This window comes from Thiothrix unzii, from assembly GCF_017901175.1.
Lineage (GTDB): Bacteria > Pseudomonadota > Gammaproteobacteria > Thiotrichales > Thiotrichaceae > Thiothrix > Thiothrix unzii.
Genome location: NZ_CP072793.1, coordinates 1782917 through 1803250, shown reverse-complemented (window position 1 = coordinate 1803250; position 20334 = coordinate 1782917). Strand labels below are relative to the sequence as shown.

The 20334-nt window shown below is 52.4% G+C and carries 7 protein-coding genes; 2 read left to right on the top strand and 5 right to left on the bottom strand.

From position 1 onward, the window contains the following. Positions 1-84: 84 nt before the first annotated feature. The gene (locus tag J9260_RS09040) at positions 85-14709 is read right to left on the bottom strand and encodes an IPTL-CTERM sorting domain-containing protein (RefSeq protein WP_210220670.1); all 14625 of its coding nucleotides are present in this window, start codon (positions 14707-14709) and stop codon (positions 85-87) included. Positions 14710-14976: 267 nt separating this feature from the next. On the opposite strand from J9260_RS09040, the gene J9260_RS09035 reads away from it, so the two are divergent. Next, positions 14977-15828 carry an ATPase gene (locus tag J9260_RS09035; RefSeq protein WP_210220669.1) on the top strand — a complete coding sequence of 284 codons (852 nt, stop codon included), beginning with the start codon at positions 14977-14979 and terminating at the stop codon, positions 15826-15828. Between the two features lie 6 nt (positions 15829-15834). Further along, positions 15835-16911: a homoserine O-succinyltransferase MetA gene (metA, locus tag J9260_RS09030; RefSeq protein WP_210220668.1), complete on the top strand. Its 1077-nt coding sequence runs from the start codon at positions 15835-15837 to the stop codon at positions 16909-16911. Positions 16912-16914: 3 nt separating this feature from the next. On the opposite strand, the gene J9260_RS09025 is transcribed toward metA, so the two are convergent. The 4 genes from J9260_RS09025 to trpD are packed head-to-tail and all read right to left on the bottom strand — an operon-like array spanning position 16915 to position 20314. Beyond that, positions 16915-17709 carry a thymidylate synthase gene (locus J9260_RS09025; RefSeq protein ID WP_210220667.1) on the bottom strand — a complete coding sequence of 265 codons (795 nt, stop codon included), beginning with the start codon at positions 17707-17709 and terminating at the stop codon, positions 16915-16917. Beyond that, positions 17706-18488 (bottom strand): prolipoprotein diacylglyceryl transferase, encoded by a 783-nt coding sequence (lgt, locus tag J9260_RS09020; RefSeq protein ID WP_210220666.1) that lies wholly within the window; start codon positions 18486-18488, stop codon positions 17706-17708. The genes J9260_RS09025 and lgt overlap by 4 nt, the downstream gene beginning before the upstream one ends. A 9-nt stretch (positions 18489-18497) precedes the next feature. After that, on the bottom strand, positions 18498-19292 hold the full coding sequence (gene trpC, locus J9260_RS09015; protein ID WP_210220665.1) for an indole-3-glycerol phosphate synthase TrpC: 795 nt from the start codon (positions 19290-19292) through the stop codon (positions 18498-18500). Continuing rightward, complete coding sequence (trpD, locus tag J9260_RS09010) at positions 19289-20314, bottom strand: anthranilate phosphoribosyltransferase (protein ID WP_210220664.1); 1026 nt, start codon at positions 20312-20314, stop codon at positions 19289-19291. The genes trpC and trpD overlap by 4 nt, the downstream gene beginning before the upstream one ends. Positions 20315-20334: the final 20 nt, after the last annotated feature.

Here is a 20334-nt window from a genome sequence, read left to right as displayed (position 1 = left end):
TGGTGTGTGTTTCATCAGAATAGTTACCCTCGCTTAAAAATAGAGGAAGGCAGGTGTTAGCCATGCCTTCCTCGCTTTCTACTATCAGTTTCTGCGGCGTTGCCAGTAAACCCCAGCCAACATCAGCATCAGGCTCATCAGGATCAGCCCCCACTCGCTCACGGTTGGGATCGCCAGCATCGGGATGAAGCCGAAGCCAATCGTCAAGTTAGTGCTGGGGTCGTTGTCGCCGTCATTGACGGGTTCTTCGTTCCAGCTCAGGTTGACGGTGTTACTGCTGACGTAACCATCAAGTTGAATCGCGCCGTTGCTGTCAATATTGGCTGTGCTATCGGTTTGCCCGTTCGGATTTTCAACCGCAAGGGTAGGGCGATATGCTGCCGGATTTTTGACAATTACACAGTAGTCGCCAGCCTTCAGGTGGTCGAAGCGATACAAACCGTTCGCGTCAGTAACCATCGGCGGTACGATTTCACCGTAGATATTGGCAACGGTATTATTCGCGCAATCCGTCAGTTTGACTTCTAACCCCGGCAAGCTCGGTTCACCTTCTGCTTGCAGACCATCCGCGTTCAGGTCAACCCAGGCTGGGCCACCGATAGCAGTGGAGCGCGTAAAGCCGCAATCCACGGTGCTATTGTGGTGGTGGTCGTCACCATCGGCTTCGGTAGCTGGCTCAGTGCCGCCCAACAAGCTGAAGACTTTAGTTTGGAACTTGCCTTCGGTTGCCGTGCAATTGCTATCCGCGTTGGATGGATCTTCGTCCGGGTCAGCTCCGCCTTTGATGAGGTGGTAGCCATCCGGTGGTGTTACCTGCACGCTATAGTCGCCCGGTAACAGGTCATCGAAGTGGTATTTACCATCCGCCAACGTGGTGAACGGATCGACTGCATTGCCTTTAATATCGACGGCTTGCAAGCCATCGCTGGTCAACAATGCCACTTTCGCGCCCAAGATACCCGGTTCGCCAGCGGTTTGCAGGCCATCGCCGTTGCTGTCTTCCCAGATCAAGTCACCGACCGCAACCGGTGCGAAGAAACCGCAATCCAGCGTCATATCACGGTCACTATTGTCACCGTCTACACTGGTTTCCGGCTGGGCATTGAAGCGCAGCTCACGCACCTTGCTTTGGAACAGGCCGACCGTATCCGTTGCTTCGCAGTTACTGTCCTTAGTGATGTCCGTTACCGCTTCTGGCTTGCTGGCAATGTAATCGGCTGGCGGGTTAACGCGCACCACATATTGGCCTTCCATGAGCATTTCAAAGCGGTAAATCCCGGTTTCATCCACCACGATTTCAGCAACAGTTTCGCCCTTGAGGTTAGTGACCGGATTGCCTGCTGAGGTCAACAGGTTGACACGGCTACCGACCATGCCTTTTTCCGCATCGTCTTGGATACCGTTGGCGTTGGTGTCACTCCAGATGAAGTCACCCACTGCCAGTGGACGGATGAAGCCGAAGTCAACGGAACGGTTACTGCTGCTGTCGCGTACATTTGCCACTTCGTTGTCAGCAGTCGGTTCAGTCCGTGCTGTCAGGGTAAATGGCAGACTGCTGCTGACACCTTCCACTAATGGCAGTGCGTTGGAGTCGGTGTCGCTGCCATCGTCATCCGCATCAATGCCACCCTTCGTCGGTAGGTAAACCTCAGACGGGGCTTTGACTTTGAGCAAGTACTCGCCTTCCAACAGATACTCGAAGTAATAACGACCGCTATCCGTGGTGGTTTGTGCTGCTACTGGTCTGTCGTAAGCGTCCTTCACAGGTGTTACACCGTCAGCCGCGTACAGGTTAACAATAGCACCGCCGATGCTCAGGTCTTCAGGGTCTTGTTGCCCGTTGCCGTTACGATCCAGCCACACGCGATCACCGACAGCAACCGGGATGTAGAAACCGAAGTCGACTGTGAGGTTGGAGTTCGGATTTTCCAGATCACCGTCGTGCATGGGTTCAGCATCGTAAGCCAGCTTGACCACGCCGGATTGCACGTAATTGCTTCCAGTCACAGGGAGTGCATTGGAATCACGGTTCTCATCGTTGTTCGGGTCAAGTACAGCACGAGGTGTCGGCAGATAATCACCTTGAGGTGGTGTTACCCGTACCACGTAGTCGCCCGGAGCCAGCGCGGTGAACAGGTATTTACCCGTTGCATCCGTTTTGACAGGGGCTACTGGATTACCGTGGATGTCCAATGCCTGCGTTGTACCATCCGCGAGGAACAGTTCAGCCGTAGCATTTTCAATCCCGACTTCTGCCGCATCCTGCATCCCGTTGGCATTGCGGTCAAACCAGACGTAGTTACCCAATTGCATGTAACGCAATACACCGATGTCCTGCGTGCCGTCGTAGCTATTGTCTGCCAAGCTTGCTGGTGTGGTTTTGCCGCACGCGCGTTCACCTGTTGCTTCTTGACCCGGCATCAGGGTAAAGGCTGAGGTTTTGATACCGGACAGTGCCAGTGTCGCCAACTCGTCAATCCCGTTTTCACCTTGGGTGTCGTCGATACCTGCGTCAGCATCGTTGCCTTTACTGCTCAGGTAAGCGTACAGCGGTTTCAGCTCCAAGCCGCTATCCAGCACCACCTGATAATAAGGCACGTGCACGAAGTAGTTACCGGGGCGCAGATGCTCGAAGCTGTAGCAACCAAAACGGTCGGTTTCAGTAACACCTACGGCCATGTCTACGTCTGGGTCATCGCCTTGGCGATAGACTTCAACCATGACACTCGCCAGCGGTGGTTCGCCGTCGTCGTAAACACCGTTGTTGGTAGATGTTGGTGAAACACCTTCATCAATCCACAAGCGGTTGCCCACACCGACTTCCTGCGGCACGAACGCGAAGTCTATGCTCAGGTTGCTGGCGTTATCGGTTGAACCTGCCGCATCGTTACCCGCTTGCCCACTGGCTGTTGGGTATTCTTTGGTTGGTTCGCTGTCGTCTAGGGTAATGATACCGCTGCATACCTTACCGTTGGCATCCGCCGGAGCCAGACCGTTGTTGTTCTGGTCTTGATCCGCATTCGGGTCGCCTTCGTTAACAGTGCTTACCAGATAGCCAGCTAACAGACCGCCGGTAGCAAAGTTACTTGCCGCTACGCACACTTGGTATTCACCCGGTGGAACCGCGCTGAACAGGTAGTAACCGCCGGACGTGGTAGTGGTCAACTCACCGCCGCCGAGGTTAATGGGTTTGCCACTGGCATCGTTGAGTTCCAGTACTACACCGTCATCGACAGGTTTTTCACCTTTATCGACTTTGCCATTGTCGCGGTTAAGCGCAATGCCGTTACCGTCGTCAATCCACAGGTAGTTACCCAAACTGTGCCCTTTGTGGGTACGGATGTGAGCAACGTCTTCGCTGGTGACAGGCGATTGGTTGGTCGGCGTGCCGTCCGGGTTAATCGGTTTCGCACTGACGGTTGCCAGATTGCTGATCGGCTGAGTGGCCTTGGCAAGTTGACAGGTGTAAACCCAGCGTTCTTCCGGCGCGAGGAATGCGTCACCGTCAGCGTCATCCTTAACTTCAACGTTGCAACCCGCCAGCTTGTCATCCACCACAATTTCTTTCAGCCAAGTGTTACCGGTATTGGTGACAGTGATGTAATACCGCGCGGGTGCGTCATACATGACGTAAGCTGCACTGGTTTCATCTTGTGCATCCAGTCCTAAAGTGCTGTCGTCGGCAGGGGCGTAATCTTTCGCTTTATCAGCCGCTTGTGCGTATTTCTTCAACAGGATGCTAGGGCGCAACTCGGTGGTAACGTGTGCAACATCGCTGGCATCAACCGGAGACTGGTTGGTTGGTGTGCCATCCGGGTTGACTGGACGTGCTTGCACGGTCGCAGTGTTACGAATGTCTTCGTTGACCTTGGCGAGGGTACATTCGTACACCCAGCTTTCTTCCGGTTGCAGCGTGTTATTACCGTTACCATCGTCGATTGAAGCCAGTACGCAGTTGTCGAGTTGATCATCAACAGTGACTGTATCCAACCAAGTGTTGCCTTTATTGGTAACAACAATGCGATACAAGGCGGCTTTGTCATACGGAACATGAACCGCAGATGTTACGTCTTGTGCATCGTAGCCCAAGGTGGTGGCATCGTTTTTATCAAACTCTGGCGCACCCTCCAGTGGTTGCACGTACTTTTTCAGAGCAATTTTCGGCGCAAGTTCAGTCGTGATGTGGGCAACATCGCTGTCATCCACGGGCGATTGATTGGTCGGCGTACCATCCGGGTTAATCGGACGTGCTTCCACTGTCGCAGTGTTACGGATGTTTTCCTTGATATTCGCCAGCGTGCATTGGTAAACCCAACGTTCGCCCGGTTTCAAGGTTTTAGCCGCATCATCGTCGCCTTGGTCAATCGGGGCAGTGCCCAAATCGCAGTTGGCTAACTGATCATCTACCACCACTTGATCCAACCACGTGTTACCGGTGTTAGTGATCGCAATGCGATACAACGCTGACTTGTCTTTGACGATAAAGGCCGCAGAAGTTGCGTCTTGTGCGTCAACACCCAAGCTTGCAATGTTTGCCGGGTCGTAATCCACCGCACCATCAGCGGCTTGCACGTACTTCTTCAAAGCAATTTTCGGTGCAAGTTCAGTCGTGACGTGGGCCACATCGCTGTCATCCACGGGCGATTGGTTGGTTGGCGTGCCATCCGGGTTAATCGGACGTGCTTCCACCGTGGCGGTATTGCGGATGTTTTCCTTGATATTCGCCAGCGTGCATTGGTAAACCCAACGTTCGCCCGGTTTCAAGGTTTTAGCCGCATCATTGTCGCCTTGGTCAATCGGGGCAGTGCCCAAATCGCAGTTGGCTAACTGATCATCCACGACCACTTGATCCAACCAAGTGTTGCCGGTGTTAGTGACCGCAATGCGATACAACGCTGACTTGTCTTTGACGATAAAGGCCGCAGAAGTTGCGTCTTGTGCGTCAACACCCAAGCTTGCATTGTTGGCTGGATCGTAAGCCATCGCCCCATCGGCTGCTTGCACGTATTTCTTCAAAGCAATTTTCGGTGCAAGTTCAGTCGTGACGTGGGCCACATCGCTGTCATCCACGGGCGATTGATTGGTCGGCGTGCCATCCGGGTTAATCGGACGTGCTTCCACTGTCGCAGTGTTACGGATGTTTTCCTTGATGTTCGCCAATGTGCATTGGTAAACCCAACGTTCGCCCGGTTTCAGGGTTTTAGCCGCATCATTGTCGCCTTGGTCAATCGGGGCAGTGCCCAAATCGCAGTTGGCTAATTGATCATCCACGACCACTTGATCCAGCCAAGTGTTGCCGGTATTGATCACGGTAATGCGGTACAGTGCTGAAGCATCCTTAGTGATAAACGTTGCGGTAGTCGCATCTTGTGCGTCAACACCTAAGCTCGCATCGTCTGCTGCGCTGTAAGCTACCGCGCCTGTTGCCGCTTGCACGTACTTTTTCAAAGCGATTTTTGGTGCAAGTTCAGTCGTAACGTGCGCAACATCACTGTCATCCACTGGCGATTGATTGGTCGGCGTACCATTCGGGTTAATCGGACGTGCTTCCACTGTCGCAGTGTTGCGGATGTTTTCCTTGATGTTCGCCAGTGTGCATTGGTAAACCCAACGTTCGCCCGGTTTCAAGGTTTTAGCCGCATCATTGTCGCCTTGGTCAATGTTGCTGATGGCGCAGTTGGTTAACTGATCATCCACGACCACTTGATCCAACCAAGTATTACCGGTGTTAGTCACAGTAATGCGGTACAAGGCTGATTTGTCTTTAGTAATGAATGTCGCAGCACTGGCATCTTGTGCGTCAAAGCCCAAGGTTGCATCGTCCAGTGCGTTGTAAACCAAAGCACCATCCGCCGCTTGCACGTACTTTTTCAGGGCAATTTTCGGCGCAAGTTCCGTAGTCACGTGTGCCGGATCGGAACTGCTGACAGGGCTTTGACCCGTCGGAGCCAAATCGGCATGAATAGGCCGTGCACTGGCGGTAGCGAGGTTACGAATATCTTCGTTGACCTTGGCTAACTGACATTCGTACACCCATGACTCATCCGGCTTCAGGGTGTCGTTAACATCGTTATCACCGCGATCAATGCGAGTCACTGCGCAATTCTCAATGCTGTCGTCAACCGCAACTTGATCTAACCAGGTTGTACCGGTGTTTTTCACCACAATGCGGTAGAGCGCGTCGCTATCGTACTGCACGTAAGCTGCCGTCGTTGCATCTTGCGCATCTTTACCCAAGGTAGCGACATCGCCGGAAACATAAGTCGGAGCACCAGCCGCCGCTTGCACGTACTTTTTCACAGTAATGCTAGGGCCGTCCAATGGAATGCGTACATTCGCCGGATCTTTGGCATCGACCGGGCTTTGACCGGTTGGTGTGCCGTTCGCAAATACCGGAGTCGCTTCAACCGCTGCGAGGTTGTACACGTCTTGGGTAACGTTGGCTTGGGTACATTCATACGTCCATGCTTCGTTAATGCCCAGCAGGTTATCGCCGTCTGCCAAACTCAGCGGATTCAAGGCGCAATCTTTCAGGTAGTCATCCACTTTGACGTAACCCAATACGGTATCCCCGATATTGCGCACTTCAATGTGGTAAATGACGTTTTCACCGTGTGCAACGGTCAGCGCGTTTAAGTTGTCTTGCGCATCGTTACCCGGTGCGGCATCGCCGACTTTGCGCACGTATTTCTTCATGGCAATCGCAGGCTGCTTGACCGGAATCATTACGTTGGCCATGTCTTTCGCATCGACCGGGCTTTGACCGGTTGGCTTACCGTCTTCCTGAACCGGGCGTGCTTCCACACTTGCCAAGTTAGCCAAGTTTTCGGTGACATTCGGCACACTGCATTCGTATACCCAGAATTCGCCCGGTGACATCACTTCGTCGTTATTGACGCTGCTATGAATGCGGGTGAACGGGTTGCAAGTGTCGAGATGGTCTTCGACTTTCACGCTATCCAGCCATGTTGTGCCAGTATTTTTTACCACCGTGCGGAATAGGGCGGTATCGCCGAATTCCAGCATTTGCGCGTGCAGGGTGTCTTGTGCGTCCAGACCCAGTGTCGTGCTGTTGTTGGCATCGTAAGCAGGTGCGTTGGCTGCCGGTTGCACGTGCTTTTTCAGGGTAATGGCTGGGCCAGTTACCTGAACATGAACGTTTGCCGGATCTTCGTCATCCACTGGCGATTGGTTGGTCGGTGTGCCATCCGCATTTGCCGGAACTGCTTCCACGGTTGCCAAGTTGTAAACGTCGGTGGTGACGTTGGTTTGGTCACATTCGTAAACCCAAACTTCAGTCAAATCCAGCTTGCCATCGTTGCCGGTATCACCGGATTGCGGATTGGCAGGCAGGTTACAAGCTTCCAGATGATCGTCGACCTTGACGTTAATCAATGGAGTCTTGCCGATATTGCGTACTTCAATGCGATAGGTCACGTTGCTGCCGTAAGCGACAGTTTCCGCGTGTAAGGCATCTTGTGCATCGTTACCCGGCGTGACTGCACCTTGTGGACGCACGTACTTTTTCAGGCTGATCGCTGGCAGTTCTTTGCGAATCCGTACATTCGCGGGGTCTTCATCATCAACCGGGCTTTGGTTGGTTGGTGTGCCATCATCGTGTAGCGGTACAGCTTCCACGGTTGCCAAGTTGTAGGTGTCGACTTTTACGCCAGTTTGGGTGCATTCAAAGATCCAAGTTTCACCTTGTTTTAAGGTGTTAGCTGCATCCAAATCGCCCAGATCTACCGGTGCTAAGGCGCAGTTTTCAAGGTGATCATCAACTTTTACATCACCAAGCAGCGCGTTACCTAGGTTACGCACGGTAATGCGGTAGGTGACGTTGGTATTGTGTTCAACCATCAATGCAGCACTGGCATCTTGAGCATCCAGTTCTGTGCCAACGGCTGTACCGGCAACACGCACGTATTTTTTGAGTTCAATTGCCGGTTGTGCCAGTGGGATGCGCACGTTAGCCGGGTCTTCATCCGTAATCGGAGATTGTCCGGTAGGTGAGCCATCCGCATTGGCTGGCGTTGCAACCACGGTAGCCAAGTTGTAAACATCTTGAGTTACGTCGGCTTGACTGCATTCGTAAACCCACAGTTCGCCAACATCCAGCAAGTCATTGCCGTTATCACCGGATTGCGGGGAATCAGGCAGGGTGCAATCACGCAAGTGATCATCAACCTTGACGTTGCTCAATGCGGTGCTGCCGGTGTTACGCACGGTAATGCGGTAAGTCACAGTGTCGCCGTGTTTGACCAGCAAGGCGTTGAGATTGTCTTGCGCGTCAATACCCGGAGCCGCTGTGCCATCCAAACGCACGTACTTTTTCAGTTCCAGCGCGGGTTGTTTGGATGGAATGCGTACATTCGCAGCATCCTGTGCCATAACTGGGCTTTGAGTGGTCGGCGTGCCGTTGTCATGAGCCGGTTGTGCAACTACGGTGGCGAGGTTGTACACATCGGTGGTGACACCGGTTTGGGTACATTCGTATGACCACAGTTCACCCGTTTCTAACAGTTTGTCGCCGTCGTCACCCACAGGGTTAGTTGGCAAGTCACAGCCTTCGAGGGAGTCTTCCACGTCAACGTTTGCCAACGCGGTGTTACCCGTATTACGTACCACAATGCGGTAAATCACGTTGCTATTGTGGTTGACCAACAGGGCATGGAGCGCATCTTGTGCATCGGAACCCGGTGCTGGCGTGCCTTCCAAACGTACATACTTTTGCAGGGCAATCGCAGGTTGCGCCAGTGGAATGCTCACGTTTGCCGGGTCTTCGTCGTTGACTGGGCTTTGACCGGTTGGTGTGCCATTGGGGTGAGCCGGAACCGCAGTCACAGTAGCCAGATTGTAAACGTCAGTAGTGACGTTATTCTGGTTGCACTCATAGACCCAGACTTCACCTGTTTCTAACAGATCGGTCGTGCCTGCATCGCCAGAGACTGGCTTGCTTGGCAAGTTGCAGTCTGGCAGATGGTCGTCGACTTTAACACTTGCCAACGCGGTTGAACCGGTGTTGCGCACTTCAATACGGTAAGTAACGTTATCGCCGTGCTTGACAGGCAGTGCGTGTAAGTTGTCTTGCGCGTCATTGCCCGGTGCAGGGTCGCCCGCTTTACGCACGTACTTGATCAGTTCAATCGCAGGCAGATTTTGACCGATGCGCACGTTTGCGGGATCTTCGTCGTCAACTGGCGATTGCGTGGTCAAAGAACCGTCTGGATTAGCGGGTTTGGCTTCTACTGAAGCGACGTTTTGCATATCCAGCGTAATGTTGGCTTTGGTGCATTGATAAATCCAGAATTCACCCGATTTGAGTAAATCCTTCGCATCAGCGTCACCGTTGTAAACGCGGTTTACTGCACAGCCTTCCAGATGCTCAGTCAACTGCACTTGTGCCAGCGGCGTATTGCCGATATTGGTTACGACCATGCGGTATATAGCCGTCGCGCCGTGTGGCAGTACCACCGCAGTGCTCATGTCTTGCGCTTCTTGGCCTAAGCCCACCAGCGGAGTTGCAGCATTGAATGCAGGTGCAGTAGCCGCATTTTGTACGTACTTTTTCAGTTCAATCGCAGGTTGACCCAATGGAATGCGTACATTCGCGGGGTCTTCAGAAGACACTTGCGATTGATTGGTGGGCGTGCCATCGGCGTTCACCGGTTTAGCGGTAACAGTCGCCAAGTTGAGCGTATCCACCCGCACATCCGCGACGCTACAAGTGTAAGTCCAGACTTCACCCACACTCATGATGCTGTCGCTGCCGGTATCGCCTGCGACGGTGCTGAGGTTACAGCCGGTGAGATTGTCTTGTACGTCAACTGTGCCTAATGCGGTATTGCCGGTGTTGGTCACTACCAGTTTGTAGTTAACGGTTGCACCCGCATCAATCATCACCGCCGCTGCCGCATCTTGAGCATCGTTATCCGTGCCATTAGCAACCACGTACTTTTTCAGGCTGATAGCCGGTGCGCCTTCACGCAATTTCACATTCGCCGGGTCAAGGTCACGTACTGGCGATTGGGTAGTCGGTGTGCCATCCGGGTTAGCGGGTTTGGCTTCCACGTCGGCAATGTTTTCCATCGCCACAATCATGTTAGCCTTCGTACATTCGTATTCCCAGAACTCGTTAGGGTCAAGCAGGGTATCGCCTGCACCGACAGTTTTGGCTACTGCACAGCCGTCCATGTGCTCAGTGAGTACCACATTGGTTAACGGGGTGTTGCCGATGTTGCGTACAACCATGCGGTAGGTGACACTGGCGTTATGGTCGACTACCAACGCTGCGCTCATGTCTTCTGCGTCTTTCTCGGTTGCCGCACCTGCTGCCGCGCCTACTGGACGCACGTACTTTTTCAGTTCAATCGCCGGTTGGCCTAAGGTAATGCGTACATTAGCCGGATCACCATCGTTTACCGGGGATTGACCAGTTGGTGTGCCGTCGGCATTGACAGGTGTTGCAACAACAGTGGCGTAGTTGTGGGTATCTTCACGTACATTGGCTTTGCTACAAGTGTAAGTCCACACTTCACCTACCGCCATGCGTGCGTCGTTGCCAGTGTCACCTTGTGGCGCACTAATGGCACAATCTGATAATTGCTCATCTAACACCACGCTGCCCAGTGCGGTATTACCAATATTGGTGGCTACCAGTTTGTAATTGACTGTAGCCCCCGCGTTAATCATTACAGCTTTGCCTGCGTCTTGCGCATCGTTATCCACGCCGCCTGCTACCACGTATTTCTTCAGGCTAATGGCAGGTTGGTTAATACGGATGCGTACATTCGCAGGATCTTCGTCAGACACCGGACTTTGTGTGGTCGGTGTACCGTCAGCATTTGCCGGTTTCGCAGTAACGGTAGCCAAGTTGTAGGTATCCACTTTCGTGACCACACCGCTACATTGGTAAACCCAGGCTTCATTTGGCGACAGGAACGCATCCGCAGTGCTGGTGTCGGTGCGTACTGGATTGGTGCAACCTTCCAGTTGGTCATCTAGCATGACATCAGCCAACAAACTGTTGCCTGTATTGGTAACAACCATGCGGTAAGTCACTTTATCGCCGTGGCTCACCATCAGAGCAGCACCCATGTCTTGGGCATCGACTTCGGTGTTTTCCGGTGTGCCGTCAACCCGCACGTATTTCTTCAGGCTAATCGCCGGGCGTTCCACACGGACACGCACATTCGCCGGGTCTTCGGAAGACACGGGTGATTGGTTGGTTGGTGTGCCATCAGCATTGACGGGTTTAGCAGTAACCGTTGCCAAGTTGAGGGTATCCACCCGCATATTCGCGACGCTACAAGTGTAAGTCCAGACTTCACCCACACTCATGATGCTGTCGTTGCCGGTATCGCCTACGACGGTGCTGAGGTTGCAGCCGGTGAGGTTGTCCTGTACGTCAACTGTGCCTAATGCGGTATTACCGGTGTTGGTCACTACCAGTTTGTAGTTAACGGTTGCACCCGCATCAATCATCACCGCAGCGGCAGCGTCTTGGGCATCGTTATCCGTGCCATTAGCAACTACGTACTTTTTCAGGCTGATGGTAGGCGCACCTTCACGCAATTTCACATTCGCCGGGTCAAGGTCACGTACTGGCGATTGCGTGGTAGGCGTGCCATCCGGGTTAGCGGGTTTGGCTTCCACGTCGGCAATGTTTTCCATCGCCACAATCATGTTGGCTTTAGTACATTCGTATTCCCAGAACTCCGCCGGGTCAAGCAGGGTGTCGCCCACGCCAACCGTTTTGGTGACAGCGCAGCCGTCCATATGCTCAGTGAGTACCACGCTGGTCAGCGGGGTATTGCCGACGTTGCGCACCACCATGCGGTAAGTGACGCTGGCTTTATGGTCGACCACCAAGGCCGCGCTCATGTCTTCTGCATCCAGCTCTTGTGCAGAGCCAGCCGCTGCTGCTACCGGACGCACATACTTTTTCAGTTCAATCGCAGGCTGGCCTAAGGTAATGCGTACATTCGCTGGGTCTTCGTCAGACACCGGACTTTGTGTGGTCGGTGTACCGTCAGCATTCGCCGGTTTCGCAGTAACGGTAGCTAGGTTGTAGGTATCCACTTTCGTGACCACACCGGTACATTGGTAAACCCAGGCTTCATTCGGCGACAGGAACGCATCCGCATTGCTGGTGTCGGTGCGTACCGGATTGGTACAACCTTCCAGTTGGTCATCCAGCACGACATCCGCCAACAAACTATTGCCAGTATTGGTAACAACCATGCGGTAAGTCACTTTATCGCCGTGGCTCACCATCAGGGCAGCACCCATGTCTTGAGCATCGACTTCGGTGTTTTCCGGTGTGCCGTCAACCCGCACGTATTTCTTCAGGCTAATCGCCGGGCGTTCCACAAGGACACGCACATTCGCAGGGTCTTCGGAAGACACGGGTGATTGGTTGGTTGGTGTGCCGTCGGCATTGACCGGTTTAGCGGTAACCGTCGCCAAGTTGAGGGTATCCACCCGCATGTTTGCGACGCTACAGGTGTAAGTCCAGACTTCACCCACACTCATGATGCTGTCGTTGCCGGAATCGCCTGCGACGGTGCTGAGGTTACAGCCGGTGAGGTTGTCCTGTACGTCAACTGTGCCTAATGCGGTATTACCGGTGTTGGTCACTACCAGTTTGTAGTTAACGGTTGCCCCAGCATCAATCATCACCGCCGCTGCCGCATCTTGGGCATCGTTATCCGTGCCATTAGCAACTACGTACTTTTTCAGGCTGATGGCCGGTGCACCTTCACGCAATTTCACATTCGCCGGGTCAAGGTCACGTACTGGCGATTGGGTAGTCGGCGTGCCATCCGGGTTAGCAGGTTTGGCTTCTACGTCGGCAACGTTTTCCATCGCCACAATCATGTTGGCCTTTGTACATTCGTATTCCCAGAACTCATTAGGGTCAAGCAGGGTATCGCCAGCACCGACGGTTTGGGCTACTGCGCAGCCGTCCATGTGCTCAGTGAGTACCACGTTGGTTAACGGGGTGTTGCCGATGTTGCGCACCACCATGCGGTAAGTGACGCTGGCGTTATGGTCAACCACCAAGGCCGCGCTCATGTCTTCTGCGTCTTTCTCGGTTGCCGCACCTGCCGCCGCGCCTACTGGACGCACGTACTTTTTCAGTTCAATCGCTGGTTGGCCTAAGGTAATGCGTACATTCGCCGGATCACCATCGTTTACTGGGGATTGACCGGTTGGTGTGCCATCAGGATTGACTGGTGTGCCGATGACAGTGGCGTAGTTTTGAGTATCCACGCGCACGTTGGCTTTACTACAGGTGTAAGTCCAAGCTTCGCCCACCGCCATGCGTGCGTCATTGCCAGTGTCGCCGGAAACAGCACCAACTACGCAGTCTTCCAATTGCTCTTCTAAGTCAATGTTGCCTAGTACCGTGTTACCAATGTTGGTAATGACAAACTTGTAATTGACCGTAGCCCCCGCGTTAATCATCACGGCTTTGCCTGCGTCTTGCGCATCGTTATCTGTGCCGCCTGCGACTACGTATTTTTTCAGGCTAATGGCCGGTTGGTTGATTGGAATGCGTACATTCGCTGGGTCATGGCTGTCTACAGGGCTTTGTCCGGTAGGTGTGTCGTCTTCGTTGACAGGAATACCACGGACTTTTGCGGTATTAACAATGTCTTGCTTTAGTGCAGGCAAGGTACATTCGAGCACCCAGACTTCACCTTGGCTCATAGTGCCGTTAGGTGTGGTGGCATTGCTGTCGTAAATTTTGGTCAGAGGGTCGCAAGCTTCGATTTGATCATCAACCGTCACTTCATTCAGTTTGGTGGAGCCAGTATTTTCCACACGAATGCGGTACAGCGCGTCAGAACCGTAGGGCAGAATCAAGCCGCTCACGAATTCTTGTGCATCATCGCCCAAGGTCGCACTTTCATTGGCATTATCGTAAGCCGGTGCGCCCGCTTTATTTTGAACGTATTTTTTGAGGTCTATCTTGGGAACAGCGGCAGCAATCGTAATACGGTAGTCTTCAATTTCACCGTCGGCTGCTTCGCCGGTTACGCCATCACCGCCTGCGGTTGAACAGCGGAAACGCGCATAGGTTGCACCGGGACGTGCAGAGGCAGGCACGTCTAAAGTGAGAGTGTTATTGCCGATAGCGAGCAGTTGATCAGTGGCTATTTGATCACCTACGTCACCCCATGTGCCGTTGCCGCTCCAGTCGACCCACGCATTCAGGCGGCAGGCTTTATTGGCAGCAACGTTGATCGTGACATCTTGTGCACCGACTTTGAGTTCGGTGAACGTTACGCCATCTTCGTCATCGCCGTTGGCACACGTACCGACGACCGATGCACCGTTGCCTGTGTCATCACCGAGGGCATCGCTGCTGGGTTGACCGTCTTCGTCTTTGTCAACGCAACTACCGAGGTGGAGCGTATTGTCTTTTTGGATATGGCGTGCGCCATTGCTGCTGAGCAAGGTGGCATAACTAGGGTCTGGGGCATCGCCAAGGTCGTAACTATCGTCTTGCAAGGTAATGGTGACGCACGATTCATCATTTTCCGCTGGTGTCGCGCCGAGATTATTCGGTGTTGAGTTGATGTCGTCCGGTGAAGCCTGGATAACTTGCGTACAGTTGGTGATGGATGCGGCCCAGCTTGCTTGCGCAGCAACCACCATCCATAAAACCCCTATCCAGAGTAAAACCTTGCTTGTTTTCATTGTATCAGCCCCATTCCATCATCATGCAGCCAACATGACGTATTTATAATAATTAGTGATGACTTTAATTAAATTAATCTATCAATGGCAATTCTACACAGCATCAGCAAAACTGCCAAGTACAATCACCGCTTCAGTTTAACAGCGTCGATCTGTTGCTCAAAAGATGTTCCGAGGAACGGTATATAGCCTAATCTCGCCCATCGCAAGCTGAATGAGTTGTGGTAAAGTATCGTCCGAAGTTAACCACCTGCACGGAGAATCAGTGTGCGTCTAAATAAAGAACAATACCGTCAATGGGAACATAAAAAAGTCACCTTGTTGGGAATGTCCGGTGTTGGAAAAACCCATATTTCCAGTATGTTACGTGGACATAATTGGTTTCACTATTCTGGTGACTACCGTATTGGCACTTGCTATCTGGATGAAGATATTCTCGACCTGATTAAAGAGCAGGCGATGAAAGTGCCATTTTTGCGCGATTTGTTGCGCAACGACTGGATCTACATTCGCAATAATATCCGCGTCAATGACTTGGGGCCGGTATTGTCTTTTGTTGGAAAATTGGGCAACCCAGAGTTGGGTGGCGTGCCACTCGACGACTTTACCCAACGCCAAGCGCAATACCGTCAGGCTGAAATTGCGGCGATGCGTGACGTACCGGAATTTATCCGCAAAGCGCAGTTGATTTACGGCTATTCACACTTTGTGAATGATGCTGGCGGTAGTTTATGTGAGTTGGAAGAGCCGTCAGTATTTGAGTTATTGGCGGAAAGTACCCTGATTTTATACATTAAAGTCACCACGCCAGAAGAAGAGCAAAAGCTGATTGACCGCGCCCGCAGTGATCCTAAGCCGCTGTATTACCGCCCAACTTTCTTGCGTGAACATTTGGGGATTTATCTGGAAGAGCAGGGCTTGCAATACGCGGCTGAAATGATTCCTGATGATTTTACCCGCTGGATTTTCCCGCGTTTATTCCATTCGCGCTTGCCACGTTACGAAGCGATTGCACGGGATTATGGTTATACCGTGACTTCGGAAGAGGCGGCGCAGGTGCGCGATGAAAACGATTTCAACGCTTTGGTCGAAATGGCCATTGAACGTCACGGGAAGTAATTAGCCATGCCATTGGTCGCGCATTCTGCCTTGCCTACGTTTGACCGTCTGCGTCAGGAAGGTCAAACGGTCTTGAGTGAAGATTATGCTTTTCATCAGGATATTCGTGAGTTGCATATTGGGTTCCTCAATATGATGCCGGATGCGGCGATGGAAGCCACCGAGCGGCAATTTTTCCGTTTGGTGGGCGCGTCCAATCACATTGCACAATTTCATATCCACCCGTTTACGCTGGATACGTTGCCCCGTGGTGAAAAAGCGCAGGCGCACATTGCGCGGCATTACGATACCTTTGCGAATTTGCAGGAGCAGGGGCTGGACGCGCTGATTATTACCGGCGCGAATCCCTCGCAGGCACGTTTGGAGGATGAGCCTTTTTGGGATGGGCTTTGTGAAGTGGCGGCTTGGGCGCAGCAAAATGTGACTTCGACCTTATGTTCGTGTCTTGCCAGTCACGCGCTGGTGCAGCATTTGTGGGGAATTCGTCGTCGTCCTTTGGGTTTTAAACGCTGGGGCGTATATGACCATGTGGTGACTTCCCCGGCGCATCCGTTGGTTAATGATTTGAATACGCGCTTTGATGTACCACATTCACGCTTTAATCAAGTGGATCGGGCAGACTTGGAATCTGTTGGGGTTCAGGTGTTAGCGGAAAGTGCCGAGGGCGGGGTGCATTTGGCGGTAAGCCCTGATTTGTTTCGGATGGTTTTCATGCAGGGGCATCCCGAATACGATCAAATCAGTTTGTTGAAAGAATACCGGCGCGAAACGCAACGCTGGTTTAGCGGTGTGCGCGACGATTATCCGCCATTTCCCGAAAATTATTTACGCCCTAAAGCTAAAGCAATTTTGAGTGAATACCGTCTTGAGCTAATGGCGGCGAAACGTTTGGGGCAGCCATTGCCGGATTTTCCCGAAAAACTGCTGTTAACCATGGTTAACAATACTTGGCGTGATACGGCCAAAGTATTCTACAGCAACTGGATTGGGAAAGTTTACCAAATCACCAACAATGACCGTCGCAAACCGTTTATGGATTGGGTAAACCCGGATGATCCATTAGGGTTGCGCGGTCAGGGTTAAGTGTTAAACTGCTACATCGGCCTTGATATGTGGGTGATGTTCGTACCCCACTAGCTCAAAATCGTCGTAGGTAAATGCAAATAAATCCGTGATTTGCGGGTTTAGTTTCATCTGTGGTAAGGGGTGTGGTTCACGCGATAATTGTAACTCCACCTGCTCCAAATGATTCAGGTACAAGTGCGCATCGCCCAAGGTATGCACGAATTCACCCGGTTTTAAGCCCGTCACTTGCGCCATCATCAACGTCAGCAAAGCGTAAGAGGCAATATTAAACGGCACACCAAGGAAAATATCCGCACTGCGCTGGTACAGTTGGCAAGACAGTTTACCTTCTGCCACGTAAAACTGGAAAAACGCATGGCACGGTGGCAATGCCATATTGTCTACATCGGCGACATTCCACGCGCTAACAATAATCCGGCGCGAGTCTGGATTATTCTGTAATTGCGCAATCACTTGGCTGATTTGGTCAATGTGACGACCATCCGGGGTAGGCCAGTTGCGCCATTGATAGCCATAAACCGGGCCTAAATCACCGTTTTCATCCGCCCATTCATCCCAAATGCGCACACCATTGGCTTTCAAATAGCGGATATTGGTGTCGCCTTGTAAAAACCACAGCAACTCATGAATGATGGAGCGCAAGTGCAACTTTTTGGTGGTAACCACCGGAAAGCCCTGACTTAAATCAAAGCGCATTTGATGCCCGAATACCGACAGCGTTCCTGTGCCGGTGCGGTCGGTTTTTTTGACCCCGTGATCACGTACATGACGCATTAAATCAAGGTATTGCTTCATGCTTTCGCCTTTTTATACGCGCCCCACATGAAAAACAGCCCCAGTAACACCATCGGTAAGCTCAATAACTGTCCTTGGGTAATGCCGCCCGCTAAATAACCAATGTGCGCATCCGGCTCACGTACAAATTCCGCCAGAATACGTGCAATGCCGTAACCGACTAAAAATAGCCCGGAAATAGCACCCACTGGCGGCGACGCTTTGCGGTAAAAATGCAATAACACGAACAGTACCAAGCCTTCCAAAAATGCCTGATATAACTGCGAAGGGTGACGCGGCACATTGTCTACGTTTGGGAACACCACGCCCCACGGCACATCAGTTTGTCTGCCCCACAGTTCCGCGTTAATAAAGTTACCAATGCGTCCTGCAAACAAGCCAATCGGAACCAGTGGTGCGACGAAATCACTGACCTCGAAAAAGCGCAGATTCCAACGGCGTGCCAGCAAAAACATGGCCAGAATTACCCCCAGCAAGCCGCCGTGAAAACTCATGCCGCCATCCCAAACGTGGAAAAACGACAAGGGATCAGCCAGTAACCCTTTGAGGTTATAAAACAGCATGTAGCCAGTGCGCCCGCCCGCCACCACGCCGATGGCTCCCCAGAACATCATGTCATCCACCCGATCAGGATTCATCACGCTTCCCGGTTCACGGGAACGCATTTTTCCAATCAGCAGAAAACCTAAGAAACCAATCACATACATCAAGCCGTACCAATGCACCTTTAACGGGCCAAGGGATAAGGCGATAGGGTCAATTTGTGGGTGAATGAACATAGTCGCTCGCTAAAAAAACAAAGTTTTCAAGGCCGCACCGGGGTCTTGCGCTCGCATAAAAGCTTCCCCCACTAAAAACGCATGAACCTGATGTTCGCGCATTAAAGCAACATCGGCTTGGGTGTGGATACCGCTTTCAGTGACAACCAGCACATCACTAGGTACGTCGGCTAATAATTCCAGCGTGGTATCTAAGCTGGTGGCAAAGGTGCGTAAATTGCGGTTATTAATCCCAATCAACGGTGCGTTTAACGGTAGGGCGCGGTGTAATTCGGCGCGGTCGTGTACTTCAATCAGCACATCCATGCCCAATTCGGTGGCAAGCTGGTAAAGGCTTGTCAGTTGCACATCGTCTAATGCTGAAACAATCAATAAGATGCAGTCTGCACCCATTGCCCGTGCTTCGTACACCTGATACGGATCAACGATAAAATCCTTACGGATAACCGGCAACTGACAGGCCGCACGCGCTGCTTGCAGGTAAGTTTCATGCCCTTGGAAGTATTGCGCATCGGTTAATACAGACAGGCACGCCGCGCCTGCTTGTGCATAACTTTGTGCAATCGCTGGCGGGTCAAAATCCTCGCGTATCACGCCTTTACTGGGCGATGCCTTCTTAATTTCTGCAATAATCGCCGGATTACCCAGTGCCACCTGTTGCTGCATAGAACGCACAAAACCGCGCACCGGATCAGCACTGACAGCCTGTATTTGTAACTGCGCAAGGCTGACTAAAGCCGAACGGCTGGCAATTTCTTCCTGCTTGGTATTGAGGATTTTTTGTAAAATGTCTGGGGTACTCATCCGGCGTTAAAGCTCTGGGTTAGGTCAATCAATTGTTGCAGGCGTTGTGCTGCGACACCGGAATCAATCGCTTGCTGCGCTTTGTTAATGCCTTGCGCATGGCTATCGGCACAACCGGCAACATAAATCGCAGCACCAGCATTCAGGCAAACAATGTCACGCGCAGCACCCGTGGCTCCGGCAAACACTTGTTGAATCATTGCGAGGCTTTCCTGTGCGGTATTTACCCGTAAACTGTCAAGGCTGGCGCGTTGCAAACCAAAGTCTTCCGGCTGAATCGTGTATTCGTGAATCACGCCGTCTTTGAGTTCAGCGACAAAAGTGGGTGCGGCAACACTGATTTCGTCTAAGCCGTCTTGCGCGTGAACCACCATAACATGCCGACTGCCCAGGGCTTGCAGCACTTCCGCCATTGGGCGTACCCATTCTAGCGCAAATACCCCTAACACTTGGTTGGGTGCGTTCGCAGGGTTTGCCATCGGCCCCAGCAAGTTGAAAATAGTGCGGATGCCCAACTCACGACGCGGCGCACTGGCATGACCCATCGCGCTATGGTGACGTTGTGCAAACAAGAACCCGACCCCAACCTCATCAATGCATTGCGCCACTTGTTGCGGGGTAATCGCAAGATTAATTCCGGCGGCTTCCAATACATCAGCACTGCCTGATTTGCTGGAAATCGAGCGATTGCCATGTTTAGCCACTCGCGCTCCGGCGGCGGCGGCTACAAAGCTACTGGCGGTAGAGATATTAAATGTCCCGGAAGAGTCACCCCCCGTACCGCAGGTATCCACCAAATATTCAGGGTTAACCGTGACACGGGTGGAAAGCTCGCGCATCACGTGCGTGGCGGCACTGATTTCGGTAACGGTTTCACCACGCATCCGTAAACCCACGAGGAAAGCACCGATTTGCGCAGGTGTCGCTTGCCCCGTCATCAGGGTGCGCATGGCGTTGGTCATTTCTTCAGCGGTTAACGGCTGTTGGCTGATGATTTTTTTGATAGTGTCCTGAAAGTCCATAATTTCTTCGTGGTGTTGCT

Coding starts and splice junctions, on each gene's coding strand:
- trpD (WP_210220664.1), bottom strand. CDS start 20,314: ATGGACTTTCAGGACACTATCAAAAAAATCATCAGCCAACAGCCGTTA.
- metA (WP_210220668.1), top strand. CDS start 15,835: ATGCCATTGGTCGCGCATTCTGCCTTGCCTACGTTTGACCGTCTGCGT.
- J9260_RS09025 (WP_210220667.1), bottom strand. CDS start 17,709: ATGAAGCAATACCTTGATTTAATGCGTCATGTACGTGATCACGGGGTC.
- lgt (WP_210220666.1), bottom strand. CDS start 18,488: ATGTTCATTCACCCACAAATTGACCCTATCGCCTTATCCCTTGGCCCG.
- J9260_RS09040 (WP_210220670.1), bottom strand. CDS start 14,709: ATGAAAACAAGCAAGGTTTTACTCTGGATAGGGGTTTTATGGATGGTG.
- trpC (WP_210220665.1), bottom strand. CDS start 19,292: ATGAGTACCCCAGACATTTTACAAAAAATCCTCAATACCAAGCAGGAA.